The organism is Streptomyces sp. MS19, assembly GCF_047200595.1.
In the GTDB taxonomy this organism is placed as follows: domain Bacteria; phylum Actinomycetota; class Actinomycetes; order Streptomycetales; family Streptomycetaceae; genus Streptomyces.
This window is the reverse complement of record NZ_JBJZOH010000007.1, coordinates 108,143-125,903: the sequence shown is the minus strand read 5'-3', so window position 1 is coordinate 125,903 and position 17,761 is coordinate 108,143. Positions and strand designations below refer to the sequence as shown.

Genomic DNA, 17,761 nt, shown 5'->3' with positions numbered 1-17,761 from the left:
GCTCCTTGTCCGTGCCAGGGCGGGCGACCCGGCGGCGGGCCGCCGCCTTGACACAAGCTTACTTGTGCATGCATGCTCCTTCCAAGGAACTTGCACATACATACAAGAAGTGAGGGTCCCATGGCCTGGATCTACCTGCTCGTCGCGGCCGTGTTCGAAGTCGTCTTCGCCCTGGCGACCAACGCCAGCCATGGATTCACCGTGCTGGACGCCTCGCTGCTGACGGCGGGCGCGGCGGCAGTCGGGATCTTCTTCCTCAGCCTGGCGCTCAAGACGCTGGACGTGGGCGTCGGTTACACGGTGTGGACCGGCATCGGCTCGGTGGGGACGGTGATCTTCGGCTCAGTCGTGTTCCACGAGGAGATGACCGCGGCGAAGGCGATCGCGTTCGTCCTGATCATCGGCGGCGTGCTCGGCCTCAAGCTCTCCGACCGCAGCGGCGCCGACACCGCCACCGATGCGTCGCCCCGCACCGCCTGACTCCCGCCCCGTCCTCCCCAGGAGTACCGCCATGCACTGGATCTACCTGCTCATCGCCATCGTCTTCGAGATCGCCTTCGCGCTGGGCACCAACGCGACCAAGGGCTTCACCCGCCTGTGGCCCTCGGTGTTCACTCTGCTCGCCGCAGCGGGCGGCGTCTTCACCCTCAGCCTGGCGCTGCGCACGCTCGACGTCGGTGTCGGCTACACCATCTGGACCGGCATCGGCTCGGTCGGCACCGTCGTCCTGGGCGCGCTGATCTACAAGGAGAAGATCACCCCGCCCAAGCTCGTCTCCTTCGCCGCCATCGTCGCGGGGGCCGTGGTGCTGCGCCTGGCCGCCGGAGCCTGACCGCGCCCTCCCGGGACGGGAAACCCGTCCCGGGACGCGGCTACGCGTCCCCGGCCGGTGCGCCCAGCACCAGCACGACCTGTTCGTCCTCCCCCTCCCCCACGGTGCCCGTCCGCCGGAAACCGGCCTTCTCCAGCAGCCGCACCGAGCCGGCGTTCACCGCGTACGGATCGGCGTACAGCGGACGTATCCGCTCCCGCTCCAGAAAGAGCCCCAGCGCCCGCGTGCCGATGCCCCGCCCCCAGTACTCGCGGCCGAACCAGTACCCGATGAACCGCCGGTCCCCGTGCCACCACGCCACCACATTGCCCGCGACCGCGCCATCGACGGTCACGGCCTGCACGAAGACGGCGGGGTCCGCCAGAATCCTCGTCGTCCAGTGCGTCATGAAGGCTTCCCGCTCCCGAGGCGGGAACCGCGCCCGCCGCACGGCCTCCGGATCGTGCTCATAGGCGAAGAACACCGCAAGGTCCCCCGGGCCGACATCCCGCATTCCCACCGTTTCGCTCATGCGACGGAGTCTGCCACCGGCCACTGACAGTCCGGCCGGTGCGGGACAGTCGCCCCCGTGTAGGCTGCGTCGCTCCGGCCTGCCTGCGAATTCGCATGTGCAGCGCAGGGCAGGGCAGTTGACCGCCGTGCCCGGCGGCAGCACATCGCGCGCGGGCGCCCACACCACCGACCATCCCCGAGGAGTTGCGCCCCGTCGGTAGGCATCGATGACATATGCGGCCACGCCGAACCTGCCTGGAAAGCCGAGGGTGACACCCTCCTGATGTGCGACCTCGGCGGCTCGGGCATGCCCGGCCGCTGGGAGCAGCTCTGGGCGAAGCGGACAGGGACGGACGAGTTCGTCGTCTGCGCCATCCCGCTCTTCGCCAATGGCATCGCGCTGGGAGATCACGTCACGGCACGTCCGGCGAACGGATTCGACCTCGTGGTCGACTCCGTCGTGAGATCCGCGGGCAACGCCGTACTGCGCGTCTACTTCCGGGAGGGGGCCGAGGTGTGGGAGACGCAGGACAGGCAGACGGAACTCGTCCGGTCGGTCGGCGAGTTGGGGCTCCTGAGCGAGACCGGCCTGCTGGGTCACGTGGCGATCAGCCGCCCATGGGACTCACCGCAGTACGGGGAACTCGAAGAGAACCTCCACGCCTTCACGCTGCTCGAATGGAGCGATTACGAGTCCGGCACCCGTCGTTGACCACCAGAGCCACGGGCCCGAGGTGATCGCCGGCCGCCCGCGCGCTCCGATGGCACGCGCCTCACCGGGGGCGCCTTGCGGCCGGGCCGCGCGCCCCCCGGGCTGTCAGTGGCGGGTGCCATGATCACCGGCATGACAGCGCTCCGACCCGACGACCCGACCCAACTCGTCCTCCGCACCGGCCTCCACGACGACACGGCCCGGAAGGCCGCGCGCCAGACCCGACGGCGGGCACTCCCCCGCCACCGAATACGCCGGGCGCGGGTCTCGTGACGGCGTGCGGGTCCGGACTGCTCGTTTTCTAGAGGCCGCCTGAGTCCCCGTCCGGCAGGACGAGACAGAGATAGGCGTGGAACGCGGTGGCCGCCGCCAGCATCGCCAGGCCGCGTGCGGTGAGCCTGCGCCGCCACTCCTCCAGGGAGGCGGACAGGGCGTCGATGTCGCCGGCCGACCGGATCTGCCGCACGACGGTGGCCACATGCTCCAGGGGGTAGCCGCCGCGGCGCAGGAGGTGGGCCAGTTCGGCGTCGCGGGCGTCGTTCGCGCGGAAGACGCGGTAGCCCGTGGCCGGGTCGCGGGCGGGGGCGAGGATTCCGGCGTCCTCCCAGCCGCGCAGGGTCGCCGGGGTGACGCCGAGCCTGTGGGCCAGTTCGCCGATGGTGCGGGGGCCGCGCAGCGCCGGAGGGCCGGGGGTGGCGCGTGGTTCCGCCGCCGTCAGGTGATCCACCGCCTCCCGTACGGCGTCGAGCGTCTCCCGGTCGCGGAGCGCCTGGCCGTGGCCGCGGTCGACGGCGGCCAGCGCGTCGTCCACCGCGCCGCGGTGCAGGGCGTTCATGATGCGGCCGGCGGCTTCGTGCCCGTGGGCGGCGACGAGGGCGAGGTACGCGCGGAGGGCCGCCGCGTGCGTGCGGGTGTAGATCCGGTAGCCGCTGGGCGTGCGCTCGGCGGGCGGGAGGAAGCCGTCCCGCTCGTAGTTGCGGACAGCCTGGGTCGAGATGCCGTGCTCGCGCGCGAGATCGGTCGGTCTGAGTCTGCTCACCGCTTTGAGACTTTACCGCAGCGGGGCGGGGAGTTGAGCGGGGCAAGTCTCAACGGTGTGCCGCGCGGCGGCTCACCCCGTCCAGCGGGTCCCGGCGAACCGCGCCAGCGCCCCGGCCAGTTCCTCCCCCGGCCCGCCGCCGCGGCCGAGCGGCCACAGCGCCACCCACCCGCCGTCCGCGACCCGCATGCCCGGTCCGGGGACGACCCCGGGCGCGAGCCGTACGTGCAGCATCGGCTCGTACCCGCCGCGCGCCCCCTCCCAGCCGCGCACGGCCACCTCGGCGATGTCGGCCCAGGCGAGGGCGAGCCGCCGGTCGCGGGAGACGACGGCGATCCAGTCCCCGTTCAGGTGCAGCTCCGCCGGGCGCCTGACCAGCGGCACCACGAGCAGGTCGAGCGCGGGCGGCAGCAGGAGGCACAGCGCGACGGCGGCCCAGGCCCACGTGCCCTCCGCCACGGCCGCGCCGAGCGCGGCGGCGGTCCACAGCGGCACGTACAGCGCGGCCTGCCCGCGCCGGACGCGCGCGCCGGTGTGGCCGGTGAACCGCAGGTGGCCGGTGGCGTCGTCCGCCGGCGGCCGGGGCCCGGCGCTCCGGAAGACGTACGCGCCCCCCGTCCGCCTCAAGAGCCCCGCGCGCGCCGCCTCTTCGAGGAACGTCAGGACGGCCCACGGCAACGCGCCCGTCGCCGCCAGGACGGTCCGCGCCGTCAGCCACCGGCACCACGGGCTGAGCAGCAGCGCCGTGGCCGCCCCGGCGAGGGCGCCCACGGCGGGCGAGGTGTGCCCGGCCGCCAGACCGGCGGCGACGGGCGCGGCGAACAGGGCCGTGAGCAGCGCGCTCGCCCGTTCGTCCCGCAGCAGGCGTACGGGCCCGGCGGCCAGGCCCGCCTCCGCCGGTATGCCGAGCGCCAGCGCGAGGGCGGCGCACGCGGCGGCGCCCACGGCGACCGGCGCGCCCCCGCCCAGGAACAGCAGCGGCAGGACCGCCAGCAGCACCGCCGCCCGGACGGCGGCGGCCGGTTCGGGGCGGCGCGGGCCGAACAGGGCGGTCGGCCGCCGGGGCTGTCCGTCCCGCGACAGGAACGCGAGGTGCGCCAGCAGCCCGCCCGCCGCGCCGAGCGCGGCGGGTGGGACGAGCAGCAGGAGCGCGGCGGACAGCGCGAGCAACGCGCCGCGCGCCACCATCGCGCGCCGCGCGCGGTGGACCCGCCACCACGCGAACTCACCCGTCCGCTGTCGCGTCAGCAGCCGCGCGAGCCGCGCCGCGTCGGCCTCCCGGCCGGGCGGACCGGCCGGGCGCGGCGTGCGCTCGTCCACAGGCTGTGCGCGCAGGACCGCGCAGGGGACTCCCAGGTCGGCCAGGGTGCCGGGCCTGAGAAGGACGATCAGCGGGGTGCCCCCGTCCAGCGCCTGCCGGAGGCCGGTGAGCGCCATGTCCCGTGGGGAAGGCGGCAGTTCGTCGATCCCGTCGAGAACGGGGAGCACCAGGCGGTCGCGCACGAGCCGCCGTGTCGCCGGGCGCCGCAGGCCGTCGCCGCAGCCGCCGTACTCCTGGGCGAGGCGCCGGGCGAGCCAGGTGTCGAGGGTTTCGAGCGCCGGTTCCCAGGACGCGGCGGACAGGTGGACGGGCACGGGCCCCGGCAGGCGCAGGAGTTCGCGCGTGAGGAGGACCGCGAGGGACGTCTTCCCCGTGCCCGCCGCGCCCGTGACGGCCAGCCGGGGGCCGGGCAACGCGGCGACGGCGCGCGCCAGTTCGGTGAGGCCGTCGCCGTCACCCGCACCCTCGGCGCGCCAGTCGGCGGCCCAGGGGACGGTCGGCGCGTCCGGCCCCGCGAGGCCGAGCGCGTCCGCGTCCGCGCGCGCCCGCGCGTCGGCGAGCCGCGCCAACTCACCGGCCGCACCGGCTCGTTCGGGCAGCCGTGCGCCGTACGCCGCAGCACCGCACACGAGATACGTCGTCCCGCTCCCGCCCATGCCGCCAACGTAGCGCGGGCGCGTCAGGCGGAGGGCTCGCCGCCCGGGACGCGGTCGTAGGTGAGGAACGCGGTGCCGCCGGCCAGGACGGTGTGGTCGGTCAGCCGCCAGGCCGCGGGGCGGAAGGCGGCGCCGGCGCCGAAGAGCGGTATGCCGGTCCCGGCGGTCACCGGGTTGAGCTTGAGGACGAGGCGGTCGATCTCGTCGTACAGGACCCCGGCGAGCGTGGCGCCGCCGACGAGCCAGATGTCCTTGCCGCCCTCCTCGCGCTTCAACTCCCGTACCGTCGCGACCGGATCACCGGCGACGACCCGGACGCCGGGGTCGGGGCTCTCGCCGAGCGTGCGGGAGAAGACGACGTGCCGCAGGTGCGGGTACGCGTCGGTGAGGCCCGCGGCGAGGCCGATGTCGTAACTGCCGCGCCCCTCCACGACGGTGTCGAAGTGGGTGCCCTCCGCCTCCACGCCGAGGGCGGCGCGGGCCGGTCCCGGCAGGGTCTCGGGGTAGGTGGCGACGAGGTGTGCCACGTAGTCGGGCGTCGGGACGAGGAGGCCGCCGGGGGCGGACGGGTCGGAGGCGTCGGGGGCGGCGATGAAGCCGTCGAGGGTGGCGGCGACGAGGTGGACGAGCTTGCGCATGAGGTTCCTTGCGTGGTCGGTGCGTCGGTGCGTCGGTGCGTGTACGGGCAGGGGTGTCAGCGGTCGGTGGCGGGCGCGCCGATGAGGCGGGCCACGGCCTCGTGGACCAGGTGCTCGCGTTCCTCGGGGCCGAACACGTCGGGGAGCGTGAGCTGTTCGGTGATCAGCCAGTTCATGGTCAGGAACATGAGGCGGACGAACGTCGCGTCGCCCGGCAGGCCCGCCCGCTCGTGCTGGGCGACGTTCTCGGCGACGTCGGCGCGGACCCGTTCGGTGAGCAGTTCGCGCAGGCGCGGCCGCCTGGTGGCTTCGAGGCGCAGCTCCAGCAGGGCGAGGGAGCCGGAGCCGAACGCCGCGATGCGCGTCAGCGTCTCGCCCAGCATCGCGGCGTAACCCTGCGGGTCGTGCGCTCCGGCGAAGGCGGCGGCCAGTTGGTCCTCGCCCGGCCGGAGCCGTTCGTAGATCCGGGCGCCGGTCTGGACGAGCAGGTCGTCGCGGTTGCCGAAGTAGTTGGACGTGGTGCCGACCGGGACGGCCGCCTCCTTGTCCACCGCACGCTGTGTCAGGCCGCGCGACCCCTCGCGGGCGAGGACCTCGGTGGAGGCGTCGAGCAGGGCGGCGCGGCGGGCGGGGTTGCGGCGCATCGGCGTTCGTTCCTCGCGGTGTGAGGGGGCGGCTGGACACGCCAAGCAAAGCACTTCAACTGAAGTGAGTCAAGCGAAGTACTTCAGCGGAGGAAGGCGAGGTCGTCGCCCCAGCCGTCGAGGACCGCGCCATGGCCCGCCGCGCGGGCGGTCCGCTCCAAGTCGCGGAAGAGCGCGCGCAGATCGCCCGCCCCGCGCAGCTCCGTCAGCCGGGGCAGCAGCCGGTCGGCGGCCCACAGCGGGTCGCCGAGCGGGGCGTGCTCCAGCTCCCAGCGCAGGTACTTGTTGTACGGGCGCACCCGCCGGTGCAGCGCGAACAGCGCTTCGAGCGCGAACGGCACGGCCTCCGCCGCGTCCAGCCGCGCCGCCTCGGGGCGGCCGTCCCGGTGGCTCTTCAGCGCGCGGTACGTGGAGTTGGCGAACGCGTCGAGGAAACCGTCCGCCGCCGCCCGCGCCTCCGCGGCGTCCAGCGTGCGCTTGCGGTCGAGGACCGCGGCGATCCCGCCGTCCAGCCGGTCGCGCAGCACGGCGGCGTGCACGTAGCCGTATCGCGACCAGGCCATGGGGTCGCCCGGCAGCCCGCGCCGCCGGAACTCGGCCAGGGACATGACGACGAGGTCGAGGAGGGCGGAGCGGTGGCCGTCCATCCCGTCGAAGGCGGACGGGCGGCCGTCCAGCGTGACGACGTGCACGTCGTCGTCGGAGTGGACGGTCGGCATCCCGGCGTGGACGCGGGAGCCGCTGAGGACGACACCGGCGACGGCGGGGTCGGCGTCGGCCAGGGCGAGGGCGGCGGCGAGGTCGCGGGGCGTGGCGCCGGGGGCAGGGGAAGGCGAGGAAAGCGGCATGGTGAGATCTCCCGCAGGCGGTGGAAGCGTCGGGGGGCTGTGTGCTCGCGTGCGCGGCGGCCTGGGGCGGCCGCCGGGGAGGCTCATCTCACGCCCGGGACCGTAGAGGCCGGGGGCGCGGCGGGGCAACGCGTTTCCCGGCGGGCGCGGGGGAACGCACGTCCGCGCGCCGTCCCCCCGAGGGGTGACGGCGAAACGATCCGGCACGGCCGCGCCGCGTCTATCTGCATCCTTTCGGACAACCACATGCGTAATGCCCGTTCCTCCCCGCCGGAAGGACCACCGCCGATGTCCGGACCGCTCACGCAACCCGTCCGCCTCGCCGCCGGAGCGGCCGCCCTCGTCGCGTGCGCCGTGCTGGGCGCCGTCGCGGCGGCCGCGCCGGGCGACGGTGCGCCCGGGAGCGCGGCGCACGCAGGGAGCGCGACGGCCGCCGCCGTCGTGGACGGCTCGGCCCGCCTCGTGCGCGGCCGGAACGTCGAGTCCGTCCGCGCGCCCGGCACCGGCGTCGTCTGCGTGCGGCTCGCCGCCGGGATCACGCCGGACACGGTCGTGCCGCTCGTCACGGCGGTGCGCGACGGCGACGGCCCCGCCCCTGGCGCCGCCGCCCCGCCCGCGCTCGCCGTCCTCGTCCACCCGGCACGCGCCTGCGACGGGGCGCACGAGGTCGAAGTGGCGACCCACGACGCGGACGGACGCCCCGCGCGCGCCGGTTTCACACTGGTCGTGCCCTGACCGCCGGGGCACGCGCGGCCCGGGGCGCGCGCCCGGCCCGCGCGTAGACTCGGCCGCATGGCAGTCGCGGCACGGGGACGCATCGACAAGCGCAAGGCGATCCTCGAAGGCGCGTTCGCCGTGTTCGCGCGCCGCGGCTACGCGCAGGCCTGCGTCCAGGAGATCGCCGACGAGGCGGGCGTCGCCAAACCGACCGTCTACAGCCACCTCCAGGACAAGGCCACCCTCTTCCGGCACGCCATCGGCGCCGCCGCCGAGACGTCGCTGCGCGAGCGGACCGCCGCCCTCGACCCGCTCGCCGCGCCCGGCGGCGACCTGGCCGGGACGCTCCGCCGTGTCGGCCACCGCCTCCTCGTCCTCCACGCCGACGAACGCTCCTGCGCCCTGCGCCGCCTGCTGTACGCGGAGGTCACGCACTTCCCCGAGGTCCTGGACATCGCGAACGAGAGCGGCGCCCACCGCCTCGCCGAGTCCCTCGCCGACCGCTTCGCCCGCCTCGCCCTGGCCGGGCGGCTGCGGGCGGGCGATCCGGCGTCGGCGGCCGAGCAGTTCCTCGCGCTCCTCCTCGGCCCGATGGAGGCGCGCTCGCGGATGGGCACCCGGCCGATCGCCGACGACGAGCTGCGGGCGGTCGCGGACGCCGCCACCGACACGTTCCTGCGCGCCTGGGGACCCGGCGCCGCGTGACCGCCCGCCGCGCCGCGCCCTTGGTACGGTGGGCGCCCGTCTCCGCCACCGACGCCGAGGAGCGCGCATGCGGGTCGTCCTGACCGGTGCCACCGGATTCGTCGGCTCGCGCGTCCTGCGGCGGCTGCTCGCCGAGGCGGGGGTCACCGGGGTCACCTGCCTGACGCGCCGCCCGCTCGACGTACGGTCCGACAAGCTCACCGTCGTACAGATGGACGACTTCGCGCACTACGAGGACGCGCTCCTCGACCGGCTCGCCGGCCACCGGGCGTGCGTCTGGACGGTCGGCGGCAGCGGGTCAGCCGCGAAGGACCCGGTGGAGTACGAGCGCGTCACCCACACGTTCACCCTCGCCTTCGCGCGGGCGCTGGTGCCCCGGCTGACCGGGGAGTTCACCTTCTGCCACGTCAGCGCCAGGCGCCCCGGCCCCGGCGCGGCGGCGCGGCGCGCGGCGCGGGCGCCCAGGGACAGGACGGAGCGGGACCTGACCGCCCTCGCGCGCGGGCATGAGGGCTTCGTGCCGTACGCCTTCCGTCCCGGCGGGGTGCTGTCCGAACGGGCCGGGGCCGCCGGGCGGCTGCTGCTCGCGCCGTTCGCGGTGGGCGCCGGGGAGCTGGCGACGGCGCTGGTGCGCGTGGCGTGCGGCGACGTGCCATCGCCGCCGCTGGTGCTGCGGAACGGGGACATCCGCCGCCTCGCGCGCTGACGGCCTCCCTGGTCAACCCTGGTCAGCTGCCGCGCAGCGCCGTCGTGAACCAGGCGAAGACCGGCGTCAGCGACGGCGGCACCGGCCACCCGTTGACGACCGCGAGGAGCTGCCAGTACCGCTCGGCGCGCGGGTCGTTGCCGACCTCCAGGCGGTCGAGGAGCCGGTGGCGCAGCCCGGCGTCGTCGGGGCGGCCGAACGTCTCCGCGTACCGGGCGGTGAGCGCGTCCAGGTGGGGCGCGGCCTCCGGCGAGCCGGGGTCCACCCCCCGCTCCGGCGCGGCGCCGACCGTCTCGCGGACGGCCTCGGTCAGCTCGTGGTGCAGGCCGGTGGTGTCACCCTCGGCGCGCTGGGCCGCCTGGTGCTCGGCCATGCGGCGGACGGCGGCGCGGAAGCCGGGGTCCTGGGTGAGGCCGGCCAGTTCGACCCAGGCGTCGGCCTGCTGGGAAGTGGGGTCGTCGGGGAGGTCGGGCAGTGCCGTGCCGAGGGCAGAGCGCATCATGGCCACGAATTCCGGGTTGGCGTCGAGGCCGCCGAACGTCTCGTCGATGAAGTCGTGGACGAGGCGGCGACGCTGGTCGTCGGAGAGCGGGGCGAGGCGGTGCATGAAGTCGGTGTCCTCCTGTGTGGTGCCCCGGGCGGCGATCACCCGCAGGGCGGCGCGGCGCTGGCGCAGAGTGCGGATCTGGAGGCCGAGGGCGTCGGCGTGCGCGGCGGCGACCTCGGGCACGGTCAGCTCGCGGGCGAGGACGCGCCGGGTCGTCGCGAGGTCCACGCCGAGGTCGCGCAGGGTGCGGACGAGGGCGAGGCGGGCCAGGGTCTGTCCGGCGGATCTTGTCGCGGCTCACGGCTCCCCCAGCCTGGCGGCTGGGGGAGCCCCCAGATGCCGGTGCATCGCAAGGCGCCGGATCGCAGCTCATACCTGGCCGTATTCGCGCGATTCGGCAACGCAGCGAGGTTCCCCCAGGCCCGGAGGCCTGGGAGGTGCCCCCACGCCGGACGTCGTGAGACAGGCAAGATCCGCCGGACAGACCCCAGGGCGGCGGCGTCGTAGAGCCGGTAGCCGGCGGGGCTGCGGCCGGTCGGCGGCACGAGTCCCTCGTCGGACCAGAACCGGACGGTGCGCACGGACAGGCCGGTGCGGCGGGCCGGTCCGCCGATGGTGAGGAGCGGGTCGCCGTTCATGCGGACAACCCTGGCACCTCCACCGGCTGGAGACTCAAGCCCTTTCCGCGTGGCCGCGGATGACGGACAGATCCGTGACTGTCAGTGACGCCGGGTAGCCTCGGGCGCATGGACGGAATCTCCGGCACGACGCCCGCCGACCGGCGGCGCTCACGCCTCGCCGAAGCCGGTCTGTGGGGTCTGGTCCTGGCCGGGATGCTCAGCATCAACATGTCGTGGACGCAGGACGGCAACTACTTCCTGGCGCTGATCGGCGGCACGCTGGCCACCGCCGTCGTCAACCACCACGCGCCGCCCGCCGCCCTCGCCATCGCGGTGGCGCTGGCCTCCTGGGACGACCGCTGCTACGGGGTGGTGGCCCTGGTCGCCTTCCTCGCGGGACGGCGCCCGGCGCGACGGCCGGGCGCGGTCGTCTGGGTCGCCTGCGCCATCGTCCCGGCCACGGTGACGCCCCTCCTGGAGGACGACCCCCTGCGCGGCCTGCTCCTGATACCCGTCGAACTGCTGGGCCTGGCCGTCCTCCCCTGGCTCGTCGGCCGCTACACCCACCAGCGCGTCCTGCTCGACGAGGCCGGGTGGGCGCGCGCCGACCAGCTCGAACACGAGCAGCGGATGATCGCCGAGCAGACCAGGCTGCGCGAACGGGCCCGAATAGCCCAGGACATGCACGACTCCCTGGGCCACGACCTGGGGCTGCTCGCGGTGCGCGCCGCCGTCCTGGAGATGACGCCCGGCCTCGACGACAAGGTGCGCGCCCAGGCCGCCGAACTGCGGGCGGGGGCGGGCGCGGCGACCGAGCGGCTGCACGAGATCATCGGCGTCCTGCGCGAGGACGGCGCGGACCCGGCCCCGGTCACCCCCGGCCCGGAGACGCCCGAGGAGCTCGTGGAACGCTGCCTCGCGTCCGGCATGACCGTCACGCTGGAGCGCACCGGCGAGCCGGACGCGCTGTCCCCGATGGCCGCCCACGCGCTGCACCGCGTGGTGCAGGAGTCGCTGACGAACGCGGCGAAGCACGCGCCGGGCGTCCCCGTCCACCTGCGGGTCGCGTACGGCGAGGACGCCACGGACGTGCGCGTCGCCGGCGAACCGCCCGTCCCGGCGCCGGAGGCCGCGCCCGGCAGCGGGCACGGCCTCACGGGACTGCGCGAACGGGCGCGGCTCCTCGGCGGCACGCTGGACGCGGGCCCCGACGACGGCGGCGGCTTCGTCGTCACCGCCCGCCTGCCGCACCAGCCCGCCCCGGCGGCAGCCGGCGCCCCGCGGGAGGACCGCGCGACGCCGGAACGGCTCGTGCAGCACCGCCGCACCCTGCGGCGCGGCTTCATGAAGGCCGCCGCCCTGACAGTGGGGGGCCTGGCGCTCGCCGCGTCCGTCTTCACCTTCGTGTCCGGCGTCCCGAGCGTGTCGCCGGACGCCTACGCATCACTCACCCTCGGCACGGCGCGCTCCGAGCTGGCGGACGACCTGCCGGACAGCCAGTACCAGGGGCGGCCCGACCGCGAACCCCCGGGCCCGGCCGGGTCGGTCTGCGAGTACTACGGTGCGGGCGAGAGCTTCTCGCCGAGCCACGTCTACCGCCTCTGCTTCCGCGACGGCCGCCTCGTGTCGAAGGACCGCATACCGCTGGAGGCACCCGAACCGGAGCACGGCTGAACGGCGGCGGGACGCGCCCCTGCCGCCTCCGGGGACCAGCGCGTGTCAGGCGACGGCACCGTAGATGGCGCATGTCGAGGAGATCGTCTTCCCGTTGTCGGAGACGCAGACCGTGATCCACAGGTGCGTGCCCTCGGCGTAGGACAGGTTGAAGTCCCGGTAGGTGCCGGCCCCGTAGGAGTTGCGGTAGTAGCGGGCGGTGCCGCCGTCCGGCTCCATCATGACCACGACCCCCGCTCCGTCCGCCTTGTGGTCGTGGATCCTGAGGTTCTCGCCGAGGGACGTGAAGTCGAACGAGCCGGCGCCCCAGGCGAACCCGCCGCCGGCGACGGTCGAGCCCCACGCGTCCGCGTGGGCGGACGTGGCGGTGCCCAGGGCGAGCGCCATCGCGGCGGCGACACTTCCAGCAGCCATCAGTACACGTTTGGTCATGCGAACTCTTCCATCGATGAGGAGACGCCACACACGCGGAACCGCCCACGTCGGCGCCTGTGCCAACGCAACCGACCCTAAGGGTGGTTGATATGTCCTCAAACCCGTTTCCCGCAGTGGGCAACACGCGTCGCCCGCAGGACGGCCTCCACGGGCCCCCGCGACGGCGGCACCTTCCCGACCGTGCAGCACGGGTGCCCCGCACGGTGGCGGGGTGCGGCGCGGCCCGTTCCCCGGTTCGCGCGACGGAGGGGCCGCGTAGGCTGAGGGGGTGAGCGACACGCAGCAGGCCGCCCGGCGTGCCGAGCCCGTGCGGGTGCTCCTCGCCGAGGACGAGCCCATGATCAGGGCCGGTATCCGCGCCATCCTGGAGATGACACCCGGGTTCGAGGTCGTCGCCGAGGCGGGGGACGGGCAGGAGGCTGTGGAACTCGCCCGCGCGCACCGCCCCGACGTGGCCGTCCTCGACGTGCGGATGCCCCGCCTCGACGGGCTGAGCGCCACCGTCGAACTGCGCCGCGCGGTGCCGGACACGGCGGTCGTCATCCTCACCACCTTCGGCGAGGACGAGTACATCGTCCGCGCGCTCGACAGCGGCGCGACGGGCTTCCTGCTCAAGTCGGGCGACCCCCGCGAACTGATCGCCGGACTGCGCGCGGCCGCCGACGGCGCCGCCTACCTCTCCCCCAAGGTCGCCAAGCGCGTCATCGACCGCCTGGGCAGGACCGCGCCCCGGCGCGACACCGGCGCGGCCGACCGGATCGCGGCCCTCACCGCCCGCGAACGCGAGGTCCTCGCCCTCGTCGGCGCGGGCCTGTCCAACGCCGAGATCGCCCGCCGCCTCCACCTGGTCGAGGGCACGGTGAAGGCGCACGTGTCGGCGATCCTCACCGCCCTCGACGTCCGCAACCGCGTGCAGGCCGCCGTCCTCGCCCACAAGGCGGGCATCGTCGCCGACGCCTGAACGCGCGGCGGACCGGCGCGCGAGCCGCAGCCGCAGCCCACGCGCCGGTCGCCGTTCCCGGCGTCAGACGTCCCGGCGCCGCAGCGCCGCCCAGCCCGCGACCTGCGCGGCCACCGCCCACAGCGCCAGCACCACGCCCGCCACCGCCGGATGCAGCACGTCGTCCTCGCCGGACAGCAGGATCATCCCGGCACGCCCCGGCAGGTACTCGGTACCGCTCGCCGTGAGGATCAGCGGCAGCGCGACCATGACGCTCAGGACGGTGCTCAGGGTGCCCGCCGTGCTGCGGATCCACGCCGCGACCCCGACCGTGATCACGGACGTCAGCGCCACGTAGACGGTGATCACCAGCCCGTCCGCCACCATCGACGCCGTGTCCCCCGTCCCCTGGTCGCCGAGCGCCAGCGCGCCGGCCGCGATCCCGACGGCCGCGAGCACCGCCCCCAGCACGACGGAGACCCCGCCCACCACCGCCGTCTTGGCCAGCAGCACACGTCCCCGCGACGGATCGGCCGTCAGCGTCACCCGCATCGCGCCCGTCGCGAACTCCGACGTCATCAGCAGCATCGCCAGCGCGACGATCCCGAACTGCGCGATCACCACCGACTCCAGGGCGGGCTCACCCCGTGCCATCGTCAGCCCGTCCGTGGCGTCGCCGGTCTCGACGTCGCCGGAGAAGTCGATCCCCAGCACCATGGACGAGAACGCCATCAGCCCCACCGCGCACACCACCGACCACCACGTGGAGCGCACCGTCCAGAACTTGATCCACTCCGAGCCGAGCGCGCCGCGCCACGCGGACACACCCGCGCCGGGCACCGTACGCGGCACCGTACCGCTCATCGCCATCTCTTCCTCAGCTTCCTCTCCGCTGCCTCTCCGCCTCCGTACGGCCGTGTCAGGACGCGGAGAACCGGACGGCGTCCGCCGTCAGCTCCATGTAGGCCTCCTCCAGCGACGGCCGCCGCGTGGTCAGCTCGAACAGCGCCACGCCGAGCCGGTGCGCCAGCAGCCCCACCTCCTCGGCCGTCGTGCCCGTCACGGCGAGCGCCCCGCCGTCCCCCTCCACCGCGACGCGCGCGCCCCCGGCCGCCAGGTGGTCGGCCAGGGCGCGCAGCCCCTCCGCGTCCGCCACGCGGACCACCACCGACACCGCCGAACTGCCCGCGATGACCTCGGCCATCGGCGCGTCCGCGATCAGCCGCCCGCGCCCGATCACCACCAGCTGGTCGGCCATCAGCTGCATCTCGCTCATGAGATGGCTGGAGACGAACACCGACCGCCCCTCGTCGGCCAGCGACCGGATCAGGCGGCGGATCCACAGCACGCCCTCCGGGTCGAGCCCGTTGACCGGCTCGTCCAGGATCAGCGTCCCCGGGTCGCCGAGCAGGGCCGCCGCCACGCCGAGCCGCTGGCTCATGCCGAGCGAGAACGTGCCGGCCCGCCGGTCGCCCACCTCCGTCAGCCCGACGCGGGCGAGCACCTCGTCCACCCGCCGCTCCGGCATGCCGTGCGTCCGCGCCAGCGCCCGCAGGTGGGCGCGTGCGGCGCGCCCCGGGTGCACGGACCTGGCGTCGAGCAGCGCGCCGACCTCGTGCAGCGGATGCCGCAGCTCGGCGTACGGCCTGCCGTTCACCAGGGCGCGCCCCGCCGAGGGCCGGTCGAGGCCGAGCACCATCCGCATCGTCGTGGACTTGCCCGCGCCGTTCGGCCCGAGGAAGCCGGTGACCTTCCCGTCCCCGACCGTGAGGCTCAGCCCGTCCACGGCGGTGCTCTCCCCGTACCGCTTGGTCAGTCCCTCCAGCGTGATCACGTCTGTCTCCGCGCCCTTTCCCCTCGTCCGTCAACGGCACGGTTCACGCTAGGAACGGGACACCCCCCGCCACATCTGCCGATGGGCAGCGCCCACCCCTGACTTTCGGCAGTCCCCGCACCGGCACCGCTTGACCTCAAGGAAAGTTGAAGTCGAAGACTGGGCCACATGACGCACACCGACACCGACACCGACACCGACACCGGCGCCGACGCCCTGCGCGACCGCGCCGAGATCACCGACCTGCTGAACGGCTTCCTCCTCTCCCTCGACGAGCGCGTCCACGACCCCGCGCGCTTCGACGCGGCGTGGGCCCGCGCGTACTTCACCGAGGACATCGCCATGGAGATGCCCATCGGCACGGTCCACGGGCGCGACGCGGCCGCCGCCCGCATCCGGGCTGGCATGTCCCTCTTCGACCGGACCGTGCACATGGCGACCGGCCCCGTCGTCACGATCGACGGCGACCGCGCCACCGCCACCGGCCCCCAGCTGAGCACGCACATCCTCGCGGGCGGCACGGGCGGCGACGGCGACCTCTTCGTCTCCGCCGGGCACGCCTCCAGCGACCTGGTCCGCACCGCCGAGGGCTGGCGTATCGCCCGCTCGGCGCTGCGCATCGTCTGGACGCAGGGCACCCCGCCACGCGTCCCCGCCGCCCAGTCCTGACACCCGGCCCCGACACCCGACACGACACATCCCCGGCGCACCCGGTGCCCCGCCGCACCGGGTGCGCCGCCCACACCACGGGCCCCCCTTCACACCTCCGGCACGCCGGACGGACATCCCGCCGCATTCGCCACCCACGCGTCGTCAGCGTCGCGCAATGCCAGTCAAGTCATGACCCATGCGCCCGACACCCCCACAGCCCGTCAGGTATGCCGAGCGCTCGGCTGGCCAGGAAGGGAAGGACGCCACACTGTCCGAGGTCGCGGCCGTCCGCCCCCGGCCGGCACCACGCCGGCCACCGGAGCCCCCGCGCCGCGCGGCGGCGACACGGACCCCACGACGACGAGCGGGCACCCCCGCCCACGCGCCCGCCCGCACGCCGGCGGGCACGCCCGAGCGGGAGTTCAACCAGCTGCCACGCTGCCCCTGACCGTCGCCTGACACGGCCGCGGGGGCCGTCGCGCACACCGCGCCACGGCCCCCGCCGGTCCCGCGTCGCTCAGCAGTACTTCAGCGCGCCCGCGTCGTCGAGGTTGCCGTCCCAGATCCAGCCGTTGATCGACTTGTTGTCGAACCGGTTGTAGGCACGGACGTGGGTCCAGGTGTTGTTGGCCGAGTTCCGCACGTAGCAGTGGTAGTAGATGTCGTTGTGGAAGTAGGCGTACTCCCCGTTCACCAGGGGGCAGCCCTCGTTCGGCCCCGTGCGGAGAGCCGCGCGGGACAGGCCGTCCCGCAGGCGGCCCACCCCGGAGTCCTTGTTGGACCAGCTGGGATGCGTGCAGGTCGCCGCCGCGCTCACGTCCGCGACCGCCACCGGCGCCGCCCCCAGCCCCACCGCCAGGAGCATCGCCGACAGACCGGTGACGAGCCAGCGTCTGTATCCGTTCACAGCACACCTCTTCCACATGACAGGCAGCCGGTTCCCCGGCCGACCATACGGTTGCGTATGGAAGGTAGCCCATCCCGCTCCGCCCCCGCACCTTCGGCCGTATGCCGGGAAACGCCAGGTGCCCGCCCCCCTGAGGGGACGGGCACCTGGGTGCGTGCGTACGCGGACGGCGTGCGCCGTCAGGACTCCTTGCCGCCCTCGGGCGACTCGTCCTTCGCCTCGTCGGCGGCCTCGTTCGCGGCCTCCGTCTCCGCGTCGGCCGGGGCGTCCTGCTGCGCCTTGGCCTCGTCCGACTCCTTCACCGAGCGACGGGTCGCGGCCTCGGCCTCGCCCACCGCCTGCTGCTGCACGGTGAGGGCCTCGACCAGCTCGATGACGGCCATCGGCGCGTTGTCGCCGCGGCGCGGACCGAGCTTGGTGATGCGGGTGTAGCCACCCGGCCGGTTGGCGAACTTCGGGCCGATCTCCGTGAAGAGGGTGTGGACCACGCTCTTGTCGCGGATGGTCTGCATCACCTGGCGACGGTTGTGCAGGTCGCCCTTCTTCGCCTTGGTGATGAGCCGCTCGGCCACCGGGCGCAGCCGCCGGGCCTTGGCCACGGTGGTGGTGATGCGGCCGTGCTCGAACAGCGAGGTGGCGAGGTTCGCCAGCATCATGCGCTCGTGAGCGGCACTGCCGCCGAGCCTGCGGCCCTTGGTGGGCGTAGGCATGTCTCTCTCCTGTCATTCCTGAGACCGGCCGTACCAGGTACCGGCTCAGTCCGGTGCCGCCGGGGAGACCCCCGGCGGCGGGAACCGGCCTCCCGGGAGGAGCCGGTCACGTGCTCAGTGCTGCTCGGTGCTG

Annotated in this window: 23 protein-coding genes; 10 read left to right on the top strand and 13 right to left on the bottom strand. The window is 74.7% G+C overall.

All coding sequences use genetic code 11. From position 1 onward, the window contains the following. Positions 1 to 120 precede the first annotated feature (120 nt). Both ACL02R_RS10185 and ACL02R_RS10180 read left to right on the top strand, forming a co-directional pair. On the top strand, positions 121 to 480 hold the full coding sequence (locus ACL02R_RS10185; protein ID WP_412796522.1) for a DMT family transporter: 360 nt from the start codon (positions 121 to 123) through the stop codon (positions 478 to 480). A 31-nt stretch (positions 481 to 511) separates the two neighbouring features. Further along, entirely contained in the window at positions 512 to 832 is a 321-nt protein-coding gene (locus ACL02R_RS10180; protein ID WP_412796521.1) for a DMT family transporter, read from the top strand. Between the two features lie 40 nt (positions 833 to 872). Here the strand turns inward: ACL02R_RS10180 and ACL02R_RS10175 are convergent, their stop codons facing one another. Beyond that, on the bottom strand, positions 873 to 1,343 hold the full coding sequence (locus ACL02R_RS10175) for a GNAT family N-acetyltransferase (RefSeq protein WP_412796520.1): 471 nt from the start codon (positions 1,341 to 1,343) through the stop codon (positions 873 to 875). A 264-nt stretch (positions 1,344 to 1,607) separates the two neighbouring features. Between ACL02R_RS10175 and ACL02R_RS10170 the strand changes: the two genes are divergently transcribed. Beyond that, entirely contained in the window at positions 1,608 to 2,036 is a 429-nt protein-coding gene (locus ACL02R_RS10170) for a DUF4265 domain-containing protein (protein WP_412796519.1), read from the top strand. A 132-nt stretch (positions 2,037 to 2,168) separates the two neighbouring features. Next, complete coding sequence (locus ACL02R_RS10165; RefSeq protein WP_412796518.1) at positions 2,169 to 2,309, top strand: hypothetical protein; 141 nt, start codon at positions 2,169 to 2,171, stop codon at positions 2,307 to 2,309. A gap of 28 nt (positions 2,310 to 2,337) precedes the next feature. On the opposite strand, the gene ACL02R_RS10160 is transcribed toward ACL02R_RS10165, so the two are convergent. The 5 genes from ACL02R_RS10160 to ACL02R_RS10140 all read right to left on the bottom strand — a co-directional run bounded on the left by ACL02R_RS10160 (position 2,338) and on the right by ACL02R_RS10140 (position 7,182). Next, entirely contained in the window at positions 2,338 to 3,075 is a 738-nt protein-coding gene (locus ACL02R_RS10160; RefSeq protein WP_412796517.1) for a TioE family transcriptional regulator, read from the bottom strand. A gap of 72 nt (positions 3,076 to 3,147) precedes the next feature. Further along, complete coding sequence (locus ACL02R_RS10155) at positions 3,148 to 5,052, bottom strand: hypothetical protein (protein ID WP_412796516.1); 1,905 nt, start codon at positions 5,050 to 5,052, stop codon at positions 3,148 to 3,150. 23 nt (positions 5,053 to 5,075) lie between these two features. Next, the gene (locus ACL02R_RS10150; RefSeq protein ID WP_412796515.1) at positions 5,076 to 5,690 is read right to left on the bottom strand and encodes a dihydrofolate reductase family protein; all 615 of its coding nucleotides are present in this window, start codon (positions 5,688 to 5,690) and stop codon (positions 5,076 to 5,078) included. Positions 5,691 to 5,746: 56 nt separating this feature from the next. Continuing rightward, complete coding sequence (locus ACL02R_RS10145) at positions 5,747 to 6,334, bottom strand: TetR/AcrR family transcriptional regulator (RefSeq protein ID WP_412796514.1); 588 nt, start codon at positions 6,332 to 6,334, stop codon at positions 5,747 to 5,749. A gap of 83 nt (positions 6,335 to 6,417) precedes the next feature. After that, positions 6,418 to 7,182 (bottom strand): hypothetical protein, encoded by a 765-nt coding sequence (locus ACL02R_RS10140; protein WP_412796513.1) that lies wholly within the window; start codon positions 7,180 to 7,182, stop codon positions 6,418 to 6,420. Between the two features lie 288 nt (positions 7,183 to 7,470). On the opposite strand from ACL02R_RS10140, the gene ACL02R_RS10135 reads away from it, so the two are divergent. The 3 genes from ACL02R_RS10135 to ACL02R_RS10125 all read left to right on the top strand — a co-directional run bounded on the left by ACL02R_RS10135 (position 7,471) and on the right by ACL02R_RS10125 (position 9,310). Continuing rightward, a complete protein-coding gene (locus ACL02R_RS10135) occupies positions 7,471 to 7,917 on the top strand; it encodes a hypothetical protein (protein WP_412796512.1) in 447 nt (148 codons plus the stop codon). A 57-nt stretch (positions 7,918 to 7,974) separates the two neighbouring features. Beyond that, positions 7,975 to 8,604 carry a TetR/AcrR family transcriptional regulator gene (locus ACL02R_RS10130; protein WP_412796511.1) on the top strand — a complete coding sequence of 210 codons (630 nt, stop codon included), beginning with the start codon at positions 7,975 to 7,977 and terminating at the stop codon, positions 8,602 to 8,604. 67 nt (positions 8,605 to 8,671) lie between these two features. Continuing rightward, complete coding sequence (locus ACL02R_RS10125; protein WP_412796510.1) at positions 8,672 to 9,310, top strand: NAD(P)H-binding protein; 639 nt, start codon at positions 8,672 to 8,674, stop codon at positions 9,308 to 9,310. A gap of 22 nt (positions 9,311 to 9,332) precedes the next feature. Here the strand turns inward: ACL02R_RS10125 and ACL02R_RS10120 are convergent, their stop codons facing one another. Both ACL02R_RS10120 and ACL02R_RS10115 read right to left on the bottom strand, forming a co-directional pair. After that, positions 9,333 to 10,085 (bottom strand): MerR family transcriptional regulator, encoded by a 753-nt coding sequence (locus tag ACL02R_RS10120; RefSeq protein WP_412796509.1) that lies wholly within the window; start codon positions 10,083 to 10,085, stop codon positions 9,333 to 9,335. After that, a complete protein-coding gene (locus tag ACL02R_RS10115) occupies positions 10,043 to 10,495 on the bottom strand; it encodes a MerR family DNA-binding transcriptional regulator (protein WP_412796508.1) in 453 nt (150 codons plus the stop codon). Before ACL02R_RS10115 ends, ACL02R_RS10120 begins: the two co-directional genes overlap by 43 nt. A 108-nt stretch (positions 10,496 to 10,603) precedes the next feature. Between ACL02R_RS10115 and ACL02R_RS10110 the strand changes: the two genes are divergently transcribed. After that, positions 10,604 to 12,151: a sensor histidine kinase gene (locus tag ACL02R_RS10110; protein WP_412796507.1), complete on the top strand. Its 1,548-nt coding sequence runs from the start codon at positions 10,604 to 10,606 to the stop codon at positions 12,149 to 12,151. 45 nt (positions 12,152 to 12,196) lie between these two features. On the opposite strand, the gene ACL02R_RS10105 is transcribed toward ACL02R_RS10110, so the two are convergent. Beyond that, positions 12,197 to 12,583, bottom strand: coding sequence for a hypothetical protein (locus ACL02R_RS10105; protein WP_412796506.1), 387 nt, complete (start codon positions 12,581 to 12,583; stop codon positions 12,197 to 12,199). A gap of 340 nt (positions 12,584 to 12,923) precedes the next feature. Between ACL02R_RS10105 and ACL02R_RS10100 the strand changes: the two genes are divergently transcribed. Continuing rightward, positions 12,924 to 13,547: a response regulator gene (locus ACL02R_RS10100; protein ID WP_412796618.1), complete on the top strand. Its 624-nt coding sequence runs from the start codon at positions 12,924 to 12,926 to the stop codon at positions 13,545 to 13,547. Positions 13,548 to 13,610: 63 nt separating this feature from the next. On the opposite strand, the gene ACL02R_RS10095 is transcribed toward ACL02R_RS10100, so the two are convergent. Continuing rightward, positions 13,611 to 14,390 carry a hypothetical protein gene (locus ACL02R_RS10095; protein ID WP_412796505.1) on the bottom strand — a complete coding sequence of 260 codons (780 nt, stop codon included), beginning with the start codon at positions 14,388 to 14,390 and terminating at the stop codon, positions 13,611 to 13,613. Between the two features lie 55 nt (positions 14,391 to 14,445). Further along, complete coding sequence (locus ACL02R_RS10090) at positions 14,446 to 15,360, bottom strand: ATP-binding cassette domain-containing protein (protein ID WP_412796504.1); 915 nt, start codon at positions 15,358 to 15,360, stop codon at positions 14,446 to 14,448. A gap of 168 nt (positions 15,361 to 15,528) precedes the next feature. Here ACL02R_RS10090 and ACL02R_RS10085 point away from each other — a divergent pair, with 168 nt between their 5' ends. Continuing rightward, a complete protein-coding gene (locus ACL02R_RS10085; RefSeq protein WP_412796503.1) occupies positions 15,529 to 16,029 on the top strand; it encodes a nuclear transport factor 2 family protein in 501 nt (166 codons plus the stop codon). Between the two features lie 499 nt (positions 16,030 to 16,528). Here the strand turns inward: ACL02R_RS10085 and ACL02R_RS10080 are convergent, their stop codons facing one another. Both ACL02R_RS10080 and rplQ read right to left on the bottom strand, forming a co-directional pair. Further along, entirely contained in the window at positions 16,529 to 16,918 is a 390-nt protein-coding gene (locus tag ACL02R_RS10080; RefSeq protein WP_412796502.1) for an SH3 domain-containing protein, read from the bottom strand. Positions 16,919 to 17,097: 179 nt separating this feature from the next. Then, positions 17,098 to 17,628, bottom strand: coding sequence for a 50S ribosomal protein L17 (rplQ, locus tag ACL02R_RS10075; RefSeq protein WP_412796501.1), 531 nt, complete (start codon positions 17,626 to 17,628; stop codon positions 17,098 to 17,100). Positions 17,629 to 17,761 lie beyond the last annotated feature (133 nt).

Excerpts from the sequence above, each read along its gene's own strand:
- ACL02R_RS10185 (WP_412796522.1), top strand. The coding sequence starts at position 121 with ATGGCCTGGATCTACCTGCTCGTCGCGGCCGTGTTCGAAGTCGTCTTC.
- ACL02R_RS10180 (WP_412796521.1), top strand. The coding sequence starts at position 512 with ATGCACTGGATCTACCTGCTCATCGCCATCGTCTTCGAGATCGCCTTC.
- ACL02R_RS10175 (WP_412796520.1), bottom strand. The coding sequence starts at position 1,343 with ATGAGCGAAACGGTGGGAATGCGGGATGTCGGCCCGGGGGACCTTGCG.
- ACL02R_RS10170 (WP_412796519.1), top strand. The coding sequence starts at position 1,608 with ATGTGCGACCTCGGCGGCTCGGGCATGCCCGGCCGCTGGGAGCAGCTC.
- ACL02R_RS10165 (WP_412796518.1), top strand. The coding sequence starts at position 2,169 with ATGACAGCGCTCCGACCCGACGACCCGACCCAACTCGTCCTCCGCACC.
- ACL02R_RS10155 (WP_412796516.1), bottom strand. The coding sequence starts at position 5,052 with ATGGGCGGGAGCGGGACGACGTATCTCGTGTGCGGTGCTGCGGCGTAC.
- ACL02R_RS10150 (WP_412796515.1), bottom strand. The coding sequence starts at position 5,690 with ATGCGCAAGCTCGTCCACCTCGTCGCCGCCACCCTCGACGGCTTCATC.
- ACL02R_RS10145 (WP_412796514.1), bottom strand. The coding sequence starts at position 6,334 with ATGCGCCGCAACCCCGCCCGCCGCGCCGCCCTGCTCGACGCCTCCACC.
- ACL02R_RS10140 (WP_412796513.1), bottom strand. The coding sequence starts at position 7,182 with ATGCCGCTTTCCTCGCCTTCCCCTGCCCCCGGCGCCACGCCCCGCGAC.
- ACL02R_RS10135 (WP_412796512.1), top strand. The coding sequence starts at position 7,471 with ATGTCCGGACCGCTCACGCAACCCGTCCGCCTCGCCGCCGGAGCGGCC.
- ACL02R_RS10130 (WP_412796511.1), top strand. The coding sequence starts at position 7,975 with ATGGCAGTCGCGGCACGGGGACGCATCGACAAGCGCAAGGCGATCCTC.
- ACL02R_RS10125 (WP_412796510.1), top strand. The coding sequence starts at position 8,672 with ATGCGGGTCGTCCTGACCGGTGCCACCGGATTCGTCGGCTCGCGCGTC.
- ACL02R_RS10115 (WP_412796508.1), bottom strand. The coding sequence starts at position 10,495 with ATGAACGGCGACCCGCTCCTCACCATCGGCGGACCGGCCCGCCGCACC.
- ACL02R_RS10110 (WP_412796507.1), top strand. The coding sequence starts at position 10,604 with ATGGACGGAATCTCCGGCACGACGCCCGCCGACCGGCGGCGCTCACGC.
- ACL02R_RS10105 (WP_412796506.1), bottom strand. The coding sequence starts at position 12,583 with ATGACCAAACGTGTACTGATGGCTGCTGGAAGTGTCGCCGCCGCGATG.
- ACL02R_RS10100 (WP_412796618.1), top strand. The coding sequence starts at position 12,924 with ATGATCAGGGCCGGTATCCGCGCCATCCTGGAGATGACACCCGGGTTC.
- ACL02R_RS10095 (WP_412796505.1), bottom strand. The coding sequence starts at position 14,390 with ATGAGCGGTACGGTGCCGCGTACGGTGCCCGGCGCGGGTGTGTCCGCG.
- ACL02R_RS10085 (WP_412796503.1), top strand. The coding sequence starts at position 15,529 with ATGACGCACACCGACACCGACACCGACACCGACACCGGCGCCGACGCC.
- rplQ (WP_412796501.1), bottom strand. The coding sequence starts at position 17,628 with ATGCCTACGCCCACCAAGGGCCGCAGGCTCGGCGGCAGTGCCGCTCAC.